Source organism: Afipia clevelandensis ATCC 49720, from assembly GCF_000336555.1.
Lineage (GTDB): Bacteria > Pseudomonadota > Alphaproteobacteria > Rhizobiales > Xanthobacteraceae > Afipia > Afipia clevelandensis.
The window spans coordinates 2,592,119-2,606,451 of record NZ_KB375281.1 but is presented as its reverse complement, the minus strand read 5'-3'; the positions used below and the strand labels follow the sequence as shown (position 1 = coordinate 2,606,451).

At 62.8% G+C, this 14,333-nt stretch carries 13 protein-coding genes; 7 read left to right on the top strand and 6 right to left on the bottom strand.

From position 1 onward, the window contains the following. Positions 1-36 precede the first annotated feature (36 nt). Positions 37-444, top strand: coding sequence for a phasin family protein (locus tag HMPREF9696_RS12435; RefSeq protein ID WP_002713369.1), 408 nt, complete (start codon positions 37-39; stop codon positions 442-444). A 21-nt stretch (positions 445-465) separates the two neighbouring features. Here the strand turns inward: HMPREF9696_RS12435 and pyk are convergent, their stop codons facing one another. After that, a complete protein-coding gene (pyk, locus tag HMPREF9696_RS12430) occupies positions 466-1,902 on the bottom strand; it encodes a pyruvate kinase (protein WP_002713368.1) in 1,437 nt (478 codons plus the stop codon). Next, positions 1,899-2,450: a DUF1036 domain-containing protein gene (locus HMPREF9696_RS12425; protein ID WP_040301413.1), complete on the bottom strand. Its 552-nt coding sequence runs from the start codon at positions 2,448-2,450 to the stop codon at positions 1,899-1,901. Before HMPREF9696_RS12425 ends, pyk begins: the two co-directional genes overlap by 4 nt. Before the next feature lie 287 nt (positions 2,451-2,737). Between HMPREF9696_RS12425 and HMPREF9696_RS12420 the strand changes: the two genes are divergently transcribed. Beyond that, the gene (locus HMPREF9696_RS12420; protein ID WP_002713366.1) at positions 2,738-3,040 is read left to right on the top strand and encodes a DUF1244 domain-containing protein; all 303 of its coding nucleotides are present in this window, start codon (positions 2,738-2,740) and stop codon (positions 3,038-3,040) included. A gap of 171 nt (positions 3,041-3,211) precedes the next feature. Beyond that, the gene (locus tag HMPREF9696_RS12415) at positions 3,212-3,484 is read left to right on the top strand and encodes a DUF2312 domain-containing protein (RefSeq protein WP_002713365.1); all 273 of its coding nucleotides are present in this window, start codon (positions 3,212-3,214) and stop codon (positions 3,482-3,484) included. A gap of 82 nt (positions 3,485-3,566) precedes the next feature. Here the strand turns inward: HMPREF9696_RS12415 and HMPREF9696_RS12410 are convergent, their stop codons facing one another. The 4 genes from HMPREF9696_RS12410 to HMPREF9696_RS12395 form a co-directional block, all read right to left on the bottom strand. After that, positions 3,567-4,379, bottom strand: coding sequence for an enoyl-CoA hydratase (locus tag HMPREF9696_RS12410; protein WP_002713364.1), 813 nt, complete (start codon positions 4,377-4,379; stop codon positions 3,567-3,569). Positions 4,380-4,492: 113 nt separating this feature from the next. Then, a complete protein-coding gene (mepK, locus tag HMPREF9696_RS12405; protein WP_002713363.1) occupies positions 4,493-6,115 on the bottom strand; it encodes a peptidoglycan L,D-endopeptidase MepK in 1,623 nt (540 codons plus the stop codon). 366 nt (positions 6,116-6,481) lie between these two features. After that, complete coding sequence (locus tag HMPREF9696_RS12400; protein WP_002713362.1) at positions 6,482-8,584, bottom strand: L,D-transpeptidase family protein; 2,103 nt, start codon at positions 8,582-8,584, stop codon at positions 6,482-6,484. A gap of 349 nt (positions 8,585-8,933) precedes the next feature. Then, positions 8,934-10,448: a sigma-54-dependent transcriptional regulator gene (locus HMPREF9696_RS12395; RefSeq protein WP_002713361.1), complete on the bottom strand. Its 1,515-nt coding sequence runs from the start codon at positions 10,446-10,448 to the stop codon at positions 8,934-8,936. A 154-nt stretch (positions 10,449-10,602) separates the two neighbouring features. Between HMPREF9696_RS12395 and HMPREF9696_RS12390 the strand changes: the two genes are divergently transcribed. The 4 genes from HMPREF9696_RS12390 (at position 10,603) to HMPREF9696_RS12375 (ending at position 14,329) form a co-directional block, all read left to right on the top strand. Continuing rightward, positions 10,603-12,471: a M3 family oligoendopeptidase gene (locus HMPREF9696_RS12390; RefSeq protein WP_002713360.1), complete on the top strand. Its 1,869-nt coding sequence runs from the start codon at positions 10,603-10,605 to the stop codon at positions 12,469-12,471. A gap of 172 nt (positions 12,472-12,643) precedes the next feature. Next, a complete protein-coding gene (locus HMPREF9696_RS12385; RefSeq protein ID WP_002713359.1) occupies positions 12,644-12,796 on the top strand; it encodes an aa3-type cytochrome c oxidase subunit IV in 153 nt (50 codons plus the stop codon). 73 nt (positions 12,797-12,869) lie between these two features. Continuing rightward, positions 12,870-13,997 carry a Re/Si-specific NAD(P)(+) transhydrogenase subunit alpha gene (locus HMPREF9696_RS12380; RefSeq protein WP_002713358.1) on the top strand — a complete coding sequence of 376 codons (1,128 nt, stop codon included), beginning with the start codon at positions 12,870-12,872 and terminating at the stop codon, positions 13,995-13,997. A gap of 11 nt (positions 13,998-14,008) precedes the next feature. Continuing rightward, positions 14,009-14,329, top strand: coding sequence for a proton-translocating transhydrogenase family protein (locus HMPREF9696_RS12375; RefSeq protein ID WP_002713357.1), 321 nt, complete (start codon positions 14,009-14,011; stop codon positions 14,327-14,329). The last annotated feature ends 4 nt before the right edge of the window (positions 14,330-14,333 follow it).

The window sequence follows — 14,333 nt, the reverse complement described above, 5'->3', positions numbered from 1 at the left end:
CGCCCTTTCTTGCTCCAGCAACATGAAGGTCCGGCCATGACAAACCCATCAACCAGCGACAACGTCTTCAACAAGTCTTCCAGGACGATTCCATTTCCAGATCTCGCGCGCGTGGGCGAGATGAATGGAACCATGCTGAGTGAAACCGCAAAGTTCAATGCTCAGATCGGCACCGCCATGCAGAATATCGGCAGGGAGTGGTCGGAATTTATCGGGATGAGACTGCGCGAGGATGTGCAGTTGTTCCGCACCATCCATGATTGCCGCTCGCTGCAGGATCTGCAGCAGGTCTATATGCAGTTCTGGCAGACGGCTTTCACGCAGTATGGCGAGGAAGCCCAGCGCCTGATGCGGATGACTCAGGGAACCGTCGAGGATGCCGCACGCACGGCGCAGGCCACGAGCGATGTGCTTGTCCATCCTCACACCGACAAGGCGGCGTGACGGAATCCGGTCTTCCCGAATCTACATGTCGGCGTCGCCTGATGGGCCGACAGAGGCGATGCGGACCATGTTGGTCGTGCCGGGTGTGCCGAGCGGCACGCCCGCGACGATGATCACGCGCTGACCGGTTTTCGCAAATCCGTCGCGGAACGAGATGCGGGCCGCGCGGTCGATCATGTCGTCCTGATCGTGCGCATCCTCGGCGATCACGCAATGGACGCCCCACACCAGCGCGAGCTTGCGGCCGGTGTTGACGTTCGGCGTAATCGCAACCACCGGCGGCTTCGGCCGTTCGCGCGCCACGCGCAGTGCGGTCGAACCGGAGCTGGTCCAGCAGATGATGGCGGAAAGATCGAGCGTTTCAGCGATCTGCCGGGCCGCGTCGGCGATGGCGTCGCCTGCGGTCGCTTCCGGTTCGGGACGCTGCGCGGCGATGACGCCGCGATAGGTCGGGTCGCGCTCACATTCCTCGCCGATGCGGTTCATGGTCATCACCGCTTCGACCGGGAACTTGCCGGCGGCGGATTCCGCGGACAGCATGATGGCGTCGGCGCCCTCGAACACCGCGGTTGCGACGTCGGAGACTTCCGCGCGGGTCGGCACCGGCGACGTAATCATCGACTCCAGCATCTGCGTCGCGATCACGACCGGCTTTCCCGCGCGCCGCGCCATACGTGTCATCTGCTTCTGCAGGCCGGGCACGCGCTCGGCCGGCAGTTCGACGCCGAGGTCGCCGCGCGCGACCATCAGGGCGTCGGACGCTTCCATGATGTCGGCGAGACGCTCAATGGCCTGCGGCTTCTCGATTTTCGACATGATCGCGGCGCGGCCGCGCACCAGTTTCTTGGCTTCGATCACGTCGTCGGCGCGTTGCACGAACGACAGTGCGATCCAGTCGATGCCGGTCTCAAGCGCGGCTTCAAGGTCGGCACGGTCCTTTGCTGTCATCGCGGAGACCGGAAGATCGGTGTCGGGCAGGCTGACGCCCTTGCGGTCGGACATCTTGCCGCCGGTGACCACGCGCACCAGCGCATGATCGGGCGAGGTTTCCTCGGCAATCAGACGCAGCTTGCCGTCGTCGATCAGAAGCGCGTGGCCGGGCCGCAGCGCTTTCAGGATTTCCGGATGGGGGAGATGCACGCGGGTCTTGTTGCCCGGCGCCGGATCGGAATCGAGCGTGAACATTGCGCCGTTGTTGAGTTCGACAAAGCCGTTCTCGAAATTACCGAGGCGCAGCTTCGGTCCCTGCAGGTCGACCAGAATGCCGATCGGCCGGCCGTAACTGCTTTCCACATTGCGGATCGTCGCCACAAGCTCGCGCATCTTGTCATGCGGCGTGTGGCTCATGTTGATGCGGAACACGTCGGCGCCTGCTTCGAACAGCTTGCGGATGGATGCGCTGTCAGATGAAGCCGGTCCGAGGGTGGCGAGAATCTTGATACGTCGCAGGCGTCTCATTTCGGATTTCCAGGAGCTGCACCGGGAAGTGCGCCGGGTTGTGCAGCACCCGGCGCATTCGGCATGCCGGGAAGGCCTGGAGTACGCGGGTTCTGTTCGTTGGATTCAGTTAGCTGGACGGTCCAGGCGCGTTGTTCGCCGGTGTCCACCTCGAAATATCCGGTCCGGTCGAAACCGCGCGCCAGACAGTCCTCGGTTCCCTTGATGGTGAATTCCTTGTCGCGCGAACACATGAAAGCCTGCCCCGACCATTCACCGCCGCGGTCATAGTCGATGGCGTAGATATAATAGTATCGTGCGACAAGCGTTCCACGCAGCAGGGTTTCGCAGGCGCGGGAAGACACATTCCACCAGCCCTCCGTCACCCAGCCTTCATTGTCCTTGTAGCCGAGCGCGATGCCGACCCGGCTTGACGTGTTGTTGCAGAGCCGGAAATCGGCTGCCGCCGGATTGCTCCACGCACACAAGGCTGTGAGCGCGATAAATCCGGTGAGCGCGGCGATCAGGGTGCGGTGCAAGGTCATGCGGCGGGAAATCTTGGCTGTCATGGAGGCAGGGATTATCAACCGTTCGTTGATTTCGCGTAACACATTGAGCATGATCGGCAAAAGCGGAGTTCCCGTGTCCGGTCAGGCCTGATCACTATAGAGCGGCTTGGCGGTTTCGCCAAACCGGCCCCCCGACTTGATAGGCCAGTTGGCGCACCATGGCGCGGGCCGGGTTGGTTTTTCTCGCCCTGTGGAAAGCGCGGGGCATGACAGGGTTAAAATCGCGGGATCGGGGCCTATGTGAAGGCTGTGACATCCTGCGGACCTCGAAACAACGGAATATGACGATGGCCATCGACGACAAGACCCGGACAGAACTCGAAGCGGCGGCGTTCCGCCGGCTGGTGACGCATCTGCGCGGGCGGACCGATGTGCAGAATATCGAGTTGATGAATCTCGCGGGCTTTTGCCGCAACTGCCTGTCAAACTGGCTGAAGGACGCCGCCGACGAAAAGGGCGTGCCGCTCACCAAGGACGAGAGCCGCGAGGCGGTCTATGGCATGCCGTACGAGACCTGGAAGGCGACCCATCAGAGCGAGGCCACGCCCGATCAGGTCGCCGCGATGAAAAAGAGCCATCCCGGGCACTGAAACACGCAAGCAAAAACAGCCGGATCGCCTCAGGCTTTTCTTTCGCCTGTGGGTCGCTGTGGATGACCGCAGCCTCGCCTTGACGCGGCACGCCGCACTCTTGAGTGTGCCGCCAACAACGTGCCGCGCACGCTCCCTTCCAGCCTCATACAGAGTTCAGGAGTATCTCCGATGGCGATGCCTGCCGAGAAAGATCACGACGATACCGCACACAGCTTCGCCAAGGGGCAGCTCAAGGCCATCATCGAGCGGATCGAGAAGCTCGAGGAAGAAAAGAAGGCCATCAGCGACGACATCAAGGATGTCTACGGCGAGGCCAAGGGCAACGGGTTCGACGTGAAGGCGCTGCGCACCATCATCCGCATGCGCAAGCAGGATGCCGATGAGCGGCAGGAGCAGGAAACCATTCTGGAAACCTACATGCAGGCGCTCGGAATGCTGTGAGGCGGCCCGCCGCTTCGCCGCCAGACAGGCGACTGAAAAACTCCCGGATATCTATCCGGGAGTTTTGTCGTCAGTGGACCGGTTATTGTCCCGTGAAGGCCGGCGCGCGCTTCTCCAGAAAGTGCTTTACGCCTTCCTTGAAGTCGTCGCTCTTCAGACTCAGCGCCATTTCGTGATCGGCCACCTCGACCGCTTCGTTCAGCGTCTGCATGGGCGTTTCCCAAAGCTGTTTCTTGATGACGCGCAATGAGCGCGGCGACGAGAATTCGGCCAGCTCTTTCGCATAGGCCATGACCGCGGGCATCAATTCGTCCGTTGGATAGACGCGATCGACCAGCCCGAGCGCTAAGGCCTCATCGGCTTTCACCTTGCGGGCGGACATCAGAAGGTCGGTGGCCGCCGACAGTCCGATCAGCCGCGGGAGGGTCCAGCTCATGCCATGCTCGGCGATCAGGCCGCGCCGCGCGAAGGCCGTGGTGAACACGGCGTCCTGTCCGGCAAACCGCATGTCGCAGAACAGCGCGAAGCACATTCCCAGTCCGGCGCACGGGCCGTTGATCGCGGCGATGATCGGCTTCGGCACGGCGGGAAAATAGGTGTTCTTGCGCTGGAAATCGGGGCGGGAATTCGCGTCCATCGGCGCATCCGCTGTTTCCGCGAGGCGGCCTGTGGTGCTGATGCTGGACAACAGCTTCATGTCCGCGCCTGCGCAGAAGCCCCGTCCAGCGCCGGTCAGCACGATGACGCGGACATTGTCGTCGTCCTTTGCCTGCTCCATCGCCTTGCGGACTTCCTGTCCCATCACCGCTGTCCAGGCATTGAGCTGGTCCGGGCGATTGAGCGTGACGACGGCAACGCGATCGGTGACGCGATATTCGATCTCGGCGAAGGACACAGTTGTTTCCTCTGTCTTGTTGTTGATGGAGCAAGGCACATTGCGCCGTCCGGGCGCGGTGCGCAATCAGGTTGAATTGTCCGAAAGGAAGGAAAGATCGCGCGGCTGACGTATCAGCGCAGCGAAGCGGTGCGCATCGCGAACGCGGTGGTCGACAGCGTTGCGGTCGCAGGTCCCGTGAACTTCTCGCAGACGATGCCCATCTGCGGATCGTTCGAGAAGGTCATCGCCACCGCCGTGTTCGGCTTGACGAAATGCGTGCGCAGCACCGTCATGTCCTGATCGCCGAGGATCGAGGCCGACAGCGAGTAGGACACGCTCGGCGCGAGGACCATGGCGCGCAGCCAGAGGTCGTTCATGAATGCTTGCTTGATTCGGCGTGCCGTCGTCACCGCGCCGGTCTTGCTGCCGCCGGATGCATCGGAGCCAGACATCGGATTGCTTGCGAGCGCCGCCACGCGCGGGCTGCGCGGAAGCGGCGCGCTGGCGGCGACGACCTTGGCCTGGTCGAGCGGCGTTTCCGCAGGGGCGTAGGCCAGGGCTTGCGAGACATTCGGCGGCAGGCTCGCGGTGGCCTGCGGATCGGCTGCGACGATGGCGCCGCGCGCCTTGAGCGCCGCGATCTGGGCCTGCGCGGCAGGTTTTGTCGCCGGCTCGTTATCCCAGAAGCCGCGCGCGTTGATGACGTCGATCGGCGACTGCGGGGCATATTCGTCGGCTGGCATCGGCCTGAGCGCGGCCTGCTGCGGCTTCGGGGCAGGGATGGACCGGGGTTCGGCCGACGCGACCTGATACGTTGTCGCGCCTGCCGGCTTGGCGCGCGGCAGCGGCACGCGCTCGAGCACCTTTTCGGCGGCATTGACGGTGGCTTGCGCGGCCGTCTTGGTCTTGTCCGCGACGGCCATCGCCACCTGCGTGACCTTGCCGCCACGAACATCGTCGTTGCCGACTTCTTCCTCGTCATCCGCGCTCTTGCGGCCGAACAGCGAGGCCAGGAAGCTCTTCGACTTCGACGGCGCGGCGACGTCCTCGCCGTTGCCGCGGCGCTGGATGTCCGCGAGGGCGAGTTCGTAGTTCTTCAGCGGCTTGCCGTCGGACGGCACATGCACGGTGCGGCCGTCGGGGAAAACGCGCGCGAGCTGGTCGTGGGTCATGCGCGGCCAGTGACGGATGCTGCCGACATCGAGATGCACGAACGGCGAGCCGGAGGTGGGGTAGAAACCGACGCCGCCGCGCTGCAGACGCAGGCCTGCGAAACGGATCTGCTCAAGCGGCACGCCGGGGATGAAGAAATCCATCGCATGGCCCTGCATGTGCTGGCTGTGCCGCGCCACTCCCGAAGAGCGGCGGCGGAGCATGGCGTTGGTGGCGGGCGAGCGATAGGCGGAGATGATCTGGATGGGCTGCTTGCCGTCGACGTCGCGATAGACTTCCCAGATGATGTCGAACAGACGGCGGTCCATCGTGGTCTGATCCTGGCTGCGCCAGTCGCGGAGGAAGTAGTTCAGTTTCTTCAGCGCGGCTTCGTCGTAACGACCATTGCGCTTGAAGGTGACGGTGAGGTCTTCGCCGGAATGGGTGTGATGGAAGGAGAGGGAGCGGGTGTCGCCGTCGGCGGTGGCGTTGTGGACCGAGCGGGCGTTGGTCGCGATCAGCAGCAGCGAGGCGAGGCTGACGCGCACGGAGGTGCGCGAGAGCCAATCAAAGCCAATGCTGCGTGGAAAACCGCCCGCCACTCAGAATCCCGTCAGCCGTTTGTCTCTTGGATGATCCCCCGCTACCCCACGCAACGGGAGAGAATGAACGTAGTCTTAAAGCACGGGGGTTAAGCGATATTTACCAATCCCCGCGCCGTGTTTGTAAGTGTTCCCAAGTCTTTACCAGCTTGAAGTCTAGCAGTCCGAGCCCGGCCCGAGTCTATCGCAAAGTCTGTCACAGGCTCGTGAAGGGTGAAGTATGCCGCCCGGAGTATGGCAAAAAAGGGCCGGTGGGCAGCCCCGGGCGACAATGCTTTGGGGAGAATGGTTAACGAAAAGGGTCCCGCCGCCGGCGGAGCCCTCTGATTCTAAAAAACCCAACTACTCAAGCGGGTTACGCTGTCCTTAGCGAACCACCCGGCGCTGACGGACCGGGGCCGGCGGCGGGGTCGGCGGTCCGAACAGCCGCTCGAAGAAGCTCGGGCCGGAGTTGCTGGCGAAGCTGTCGCCGGGAACCCGCACATTGGTCGGACGGACGTAGTTCGGCTGGGCGTGCGACACGGCCATTTCGATGTCGCGGCCTTCGCCGCCCTTGAGCATCGAGATCACCTTGGCATCGCGGCCGTAAATGTCCTTGCGGAATTCCAGCTTGCCGGCGCTGTCCACGAACGCGGTCTGATAGGTGATGTTGACCGGGATCGGGGTCGGGAAATTGATGTTGATTTCGTTGCGGCCGTACATCGCCTTGATCTTCTCTGGCGTGTAGCCCTCCTTCGGCAGTGCGATGCTGAGAAGGTTCGCCGCATATTGATCCGGATACTGCACGCGCATGCAGCCATGGCTGAAGGCGCGCTCTTCCTTGGCGAACAGGTGCTTGTCCGGCGTGTCGTGCTGATAGACCAGGAACTTGTTCGGGAAGTTGAAGCGGATGCGGCCGAGCGCATTGGCCTCGCCCGGCGGCTGCGAGATGCGCACGCTGCCGTCCGGCGCGCGTGCGAGCTTCAGGCCCATACGGTCGAGCACGGTCGGATCCTGCGCCAGCGCCGGCAGATATTCGTTGTAGATGATCGACGGCGGCACGTTCCAGGTCGGGTTGACGGTGATGAACTTCATCGTCTCGGTCAGTTCCGGCGTCGCGTGTTTGCCGGGCTTGCCGACCACGACGCGCGTGGTCCAGACCTGCTTGTCGCCCTGCATCAGCTTGAGCGTGTAGTCCGGAATGTTGAGGATCACATAGGCGTCGCCGAGTGACTTGGCGCCGAGCTCGCGCGGCAGCCAGCGCCAGCGCTCCATGTTGGCGCGCACGATGTCGATCTTGCGATCGTTCTTCGGGCCGTTGATCGCGCGCACCGTGGCGTTGTCCAGCACGCCGGTCGCCTTCAGATCGTTGCTGGCCTGGAATTTGCGGACCGCGTTCGCGACATTCGCATCGTAGTGCTTGTCGTCGGCATTGTCCGCGAGTTGGAGCTTGGCGCGCAGTGCCGGGACGCGCTCGTCTTCCATCGCGACCGGGTGCGGGTTCTTTTTGGTGGGCTTCACGAACTTCAGCGTCTCGCCTTCGGCGATATGCTTGGAAGTGTCCTCGGTCACGCCGCGCAGTTCGGCGAGCTTGGCCTTCAAACCCTTGTAGCCCTTGTGGGACGGGTTGTAGCCCTCAAGTGCCGCGGACGCATCGCGCGCGGTCGAGACGTTGATCAGCACTTCGACCGGATCGACCGGATGCTCGGGATAGGAAATGTCCGCGCTCACACGCGACCAGTGCATGCGGCCGCTCTGTGCATGGCGGGCGTAGTCCATCATGCTTTCGGTGAGACGCAGTTCGGCTTCCGCCTGCGCATCCGGCGTCGTCGCTGCGGCGAAATCCGGCGCCGGATAGTCGGCAGGGTTCAGGCCTTCGCTGCCCGCATCCTTGAGGCGCGCGATCACGCTTTTGGCGCGCTCGGTCGCGGCGCCATTGGTACTCCAGAGCGGCGCGTAGTTGCGATCCTTGTAGAAATTCTCGACGGCGGTGCGTTCGTTCTTGCGGTCGAAATAGCGTGACGCCTTGCTCGCGATCAGGTCGCGCAGCTTGTCGGCAACCGGCTGGTCGGCCGCGGCCACGGCCGGAGCGGCGTTCGCAGGGTCGGTCTTGTTGGGATCGGTCTTGGCCGGCTCGGCCGCCGCAGCGGCGGGTGCGGCAGTCGGCGCGGTCGCTGCCGGAGGCACGGTCGCGGTGGTCACGGGAGATGCAGCATCGTCCTTCTTCGCAGGCGCTGCCGCGGCGGTCTCCGGCTTTACCGGATCGGGTTTGAAGTCTTTGACTGTCGGCGGCGGGACGTTGGCCGGTTCAGGGAGCGGGATGGCGGCGTCAATCGCGAGATCAGCCGGGCTCTTCGCGGGGGATTGCGCGTTGGCATTGGTCGCTGCAACGGAGAGGAACGTCGCGGCAACGGCCATCAAAATCCGGTCGAAGCCAATTGGGTTGATGCCAATCGGGCTCTTGCGGTGGCCGGTCGAATAGTCACGCATTCTCGCACCCCAATTTCACACCCGCATCGGGTGGTCCTGCCCCGGCATGGAACAGTTCATGATGGTTTCCGTCACCGCCCGACAAAAAGCGTCGGCTTGATCGGATGTTGCTTACGCAATCTCGCATTCAAAACGCGGCGAGACGCTACACGCACGAGCTTGATGCGGCCAGACAGCGCCGGATCAACTCGAAGTCATCGCACCGAAGTGACTTCAATTCGGCATGCCTTGCAACGGCTTGCGCGCATTGCCGCGTTCTTTTCCTCTGTCTGTCACCGGACCGCAACGGTTCAAGAACAGAAGCGAAAAAGCCGTGCATTCGTTCCATGCTGGACTTTGATTCGCGTCGTCAGCGTGCGGGATCGTTGGGTTCCGGTTCGGAGGCCGCCGCCTCGTCCAGTTTCCGGTAGAGCGTTGAGCGGCCGATCTTGAGCCGGCGTGCGACTTCGGACATCTGGCCGCGGTAGTGGGTGATGGCGAAGCGGATGATTTCCGCTTCCATCTCCTCGAGCGTGCGCATATCGCCTGTGTCGCCAACCATGATCAGGGTGCCGTAGGACGAGACCGGGAGCGTCTGCGGCGCTGCCGGCGCAATCGGTATTTCAATACCTGAAACCGTGTCTGCCGGGGATGAGGGCGGGCTGTCGAGGATGATCGGCTCCGCGCCGGTATCAGGGACAGACGCCCCAAGACCGGCTTGCGGAAAATCATTCGGCCCGAGCTGGCCGCCGTCGCTCATGACCACGGCGCGATACACCGCATTCTCAAGCTGGCGGACATTGCCCGGCCAGGGCAGTTGTCCCAGCAGCGCCATGGCATCGCCGCTGACACTGGTAACGGGCCGATTTTCCTCGGCGGCGATGCGCGCCATGAAATGCCGGACCAGATGCGGGATGTCCTCGCGCCTTGTGCGCAGGGGCGGAATCGTCAGCGGCAGCACATGGAGCCGGTAGAACAAATCCTCGCGGAAGGCGCCGGCTTTCACCTGATTGAGCAGGTTGCGGTTGGTCGCGGATACAATGCGGACATCGACCTTGACCGGCTTGCGGCCGCCGACGGCTTCGACCTCGCCCTGCTGCAGGGCGCGCAGCAGCTTCACCTGGGCTGCGAGCGGCAATTCGCTGATCTCGTCGAGAAACAGCGTGCCGCCATTGGCCTCAACGAATTTGCCGGCGTGGCGTTCGGTCGCGCCGGTGAACGCGCCCTTCTCATGGCCGAACAGGATGGACTCCACCAGATTGTCGGGAATCGCGCCGCAATTGACCGTGACAAACGGCTTTGCGCTGCGCTCGCTGGAGCCATGGATGGCGCGGGCGATCAGTTCTTTGCCGACGCCGGATTCGCCTTCGATCAGCACCGGAATCGTGGACCCGCTGGCTTTCCTGCCCATCGCGATAACGTGGTTCATCGTCTCCGAGCGGGTGACGATGTCGGCGAAGGTCAGCTTGCCTTCCCGGCGATGGCGGATGCGCTGCAACTCGCCCTTCAGCGCGCTGGCGTTGAGCGCGTTACGCAATGAGACCTGAAGCCGTTCGATGCCGACCGGCTTGACCACGAAATCATGCGCGCCGGCCCGCATCGCGGACACCACATTGTCGATTCCGCCATGGGCGGTCTGCACGATCACCGGAAGATCGAGGCCGAGATCGCGGATCTTGGCCAGCACGCCCATACCGTCGAGGCCCGGCATCACGAGATCCAGCACCAGGGCATCGACGGGGGCGGTATCGGGATCAATCAGATGGGCAAGGGCGGCATCGCCGCTGTCGACCGTCACGGCGGCGTAACCGCAGCGTTGCACCATGTTCTCGACGAGGCGGCGCTGAACGGCGTCGTCATCGGCAATCAGAATGGTCGCAACCATGGCATTCCCCGCAACTCTGGACTATCTCAACAACATGTCTCGAATCGGGGCACTCTGGCCGACGCAGATTAACGACCTCTTAAGATTTGGCTTTGTCCACACCCACTGTAATCGTCACGCGTCCTGTACGATCTTGAACATCACGGATTGAAATATGGCTTCGCGCACCTCGGCTCTCCGCAAATCTCCGGCAAAACCCACATCTGCGGCCAAGGCGAAGGCCTCCGCCAAAAAGGCTGCGCCGAAGGCCGGCAAGCTGCCCGAGTGGAATCTCGCCGATCTCTATCCGGCGATCGATGCCCCGGAGGTGGCGCGCGATCTCGACAAGCTCGACGCCGACTGCATCGCCTTCGAGAATGCCTACAAGGGCAAGATTGCCGAACGGGTTGTGCAATCCGATGGCGGCGAATGGCTGGCGGAAGCTATCAGAAGTTATGAAGCGATTGACGATCTCGCCGGGCGGCTCGCATCCTTTGCCGGGCTCGCCCATGCAGGCAACACCGTCGATCCGGCAATCTCGAAATTCTATGGCGACGTGTCCGAGCGGATCACCGCTGCCTCGACGCATCTGCTGTTCTTTGCGCTCGAACTCAACCGAGTCGACGATGCCGTGATCGAGCGCGCCATGGCCGTGCCATCGCTCGGTCATTACCGGCCGTGGATCGAGGACCTGCGCAAGGATAAGCCCTACCAGCTCGAGGATCGCGTCGAGCAATTGTTCCATGAAAAGTCGCAAACGGCCTACGGCGCGTGGAACAGGCAGTTCGATCAGACCATTTCAGCGCTGCGCTTCAAGGTCGGGGGCAAGGAACTCGCCATCGAGCCGACCCTGACGCTGCTGCAGGACCGCACGCCTTCGAAGCGCAAGGCCGCGGCGCAGGCGCTGGCGAAAACCTTCAAGGCCAATGAGCGCACCTTCGCGCTGATCACCAACACACTGGCCAAGGACAAGGAAATTTCCGACCGCTGGCGCGGTTTCCAGGACATCGCCGACTCGCGCCATCTCAACAACCGTGTCGAGCGCGAAGTTGTCGATGCGCTGGTGGCGTCGGTGCGTGCGGCTTACCCGCGTCTGTCCCATCGCTATTACAAAATGAAGGCGCGCTGGTTCAAAAAGAAGTCGCTGCCGTTCTGGGACCGTAACGCGCCGCTGCCGTTCGCGGCCAAGAGCCAGATCGAATGGGGCGACGCCAGGAGCACGATCCTGAAAGCCTATGGCGATTTCTCGCCGCAGATGGCGAGCATTGCCGAGCGGTTCTTTACGGATCGCTGGATCGACGCGCCGGTACGTCCCGGCAAGGCGCCGGGCGCGTTCTCCCATCCGACCACGCCGTCGGCCCATCCCTATGTGCTGATGAATTATCAGGGCAAGCCGCGTGATGTCATGACGCTCGCGCACGAACTTGGTCATGGCGTGCATCAGGTGCTCGCGGCAAAGCAGGGCGCGCTGATGGCGCCGACGCCGCTGACGCTGGCGGAAACCGCCAGCGTGTTCGGCGAGATGCTGACCTTCAAACGGCTTCTGGCGCAAACCAAAAACGCCAAGGAGCGTCAGGCGCTGCTCGCGGGCAAGGTCGAGGACATGATCAATACGGTGGTGCGCCAGATCGCGTTCTACTCGTTCGAGCGCGCGGTCCATACCGAGCGGCGCAACGGCGAACTGACCGCGCAGCGGATCGGCGAAATCTGGCTCAGTGTGCAGCGTGAAAGCCTCGGGCCCGCGATCGAGATCAAGCCGGGCTATGAAACCTACTGGATGTACATCCCGCACTTCATCCATTCGCCGTTCTACGTTTATGCCTATGCCTTCGGCGACTGCCTGGTGAATTCGCTGTATGCGGTCTACGAGAACGCATCGGAGGGATTTGCCGACCGCTATCTCGACATGCTCTCCGCTGGCGGCACCAAACATTATTCCGAACTGCTCAAACCCTTCGGACTGGATGCGAAGGACCCTGCGTTCTGGGACGGCGGCCTGTCGGTGATCGAGAGCCTGATCGCCGAACTGGAGGCGATGGGATAGGGGCAGTTTTAAACGGTTGCCTAATTCCGCATTGCGGAAAACGCACGCGAAACCATTGCATGACTTCCATGCCGGTGGTTTTAATCGGCGGTATCGGGGAGCCGTGACGTTGCCCTTGGGCCGCAATTGGGCTAACTCGCGCTACCTTTTTATATGGTGCTGGAGGGGATCAATGGCGAACCATAGCGAAGTTGCCTACACGCAGGCGGACGGAATGGACTATCCGGCCCACGAGCAGACCTACGAGGGTTTCCTCGCGCTGACGAAGTACGGCACGCTCGCCGTCATCGCCATCGTCGCCCTGATGGCGATCTTTCTCACCTAATCGAAAATCCGGTTGGACCGGCAACGTGACCGGTGATTAAGTCATGCGTGGCCGTACGGCTGCGGGAGGCGTCATGAAGATTGCGATAGCGAAGGAAGTGGACGGATCGGAGCCGCGTGTTGCGGCGACGCCAGACACGGTGAAGAAGTTCAAGGCACTCGGGATCGACATTGCGATCGAGCCGGGCGCGGGCCTCAAGTCCGGCATGCTCGATGCGGACTATGAAGCTGCAGGCGCTGTGGTCAGCGCCGACGCGGTGAAGGATGCCGACATTGTCATCAAGGTGAAGCGCCCCGAGGTTTCGGAAGCCGCGAAGTACAAGAAGGGTGCGCTGGTCATCGCGATCATGGACCCTTACGGCAATGAAGCCGCTCTCAAGGCGCTGGCCGATGCCGGCGTTTCTGCCTTCGCCATGGAACTGATGCCGCGCATCACCCGCGCGCAGGTGATGGACGTGCTGTCCTCTCAGGCCAACCTCGCAGGTTACCGCGCCGTGATCGAATCCGCGGAAGCCTTCGGCCGCGCTTTCCCGATGATGATGACCGCGGCAGGCACCGTGCCCGCGGCCAAGGTCTTCGTGATGGGCGTCGGCGTTGCCGGCCTTCAGGCCATTGCAACCGCGCGCCGTCTCGGCGCCGTGGTGACCGCCACCGACGTGCGTCCGGCCACCAAGGAGCAGGTGGAATCGCTCGGCGCCAAATTCCTCGCAGTTGAGGACGAGGAGTTCAAGAACGCGCAGACCGCCGGTGGTTATGCCAAGGAAATGTCGAAAGAGTATCAGGCCAAGCAGGCCGCGCTCACGGCGGAACACATCAAGAAGCAGGACATCGTCATCACCACGGCGCTGATCCCGGGCCGCCCCGCGCCGAAGCTGGTCTCGGCCGACATGGTCGCCTCGATGAAGCCCGGCTCCGTGCTGGTCGATCTCGCGGTCGAGCGCGGCGGCAACGTCGAGGGCGTCAAGAGCGGCGAGCTCGTCGAGGTCAACGGCGTCAAAATCGTCGGCTTTCCGAATCTTGCCGGCAAGGTCGCGGCCTCGGCCTCGAGCCTTTATGCCCGCAACCTGCTCTCGTTCATCGAGACGCTGTACGACAAGGCCGCCAAGTCGCTCGCGGTGAAGTGGGACGACGAACTGGTGAAGGCCACCGCGCTGACCAAAGACGGCGCTGTCATCCATCCGAACTTCCAGCCGAAAGCATAAGGAGAGCCGACATGCATGGGATTGAGGCTGTCGACCCGTTTGTCTTCCGGTTGTCGATTTTCGTGCTCGCGGTGTTCGTGGGCTATTTCGTGGTGTGGTCGGTCACGCCCGCGCTGCATACGCCGCTGATGTCGGTCACCAACGCGATCTCGTCGGTGATCGTGGTCGGCGCGCTGCTGGCCACCGGCGTCGCGCTGGTGGGCAACGATCAGGGGCCGCTCTGGGCTCGGGCGTTCGGCTTCGTCGCGCTGATCTTTGCGTGCATCAACATCTTTGGCGGCTTCCTTGTCACCCAGCGGATGCTGGCGATGTACAAGAAGAAGCAGAAGTGACGGG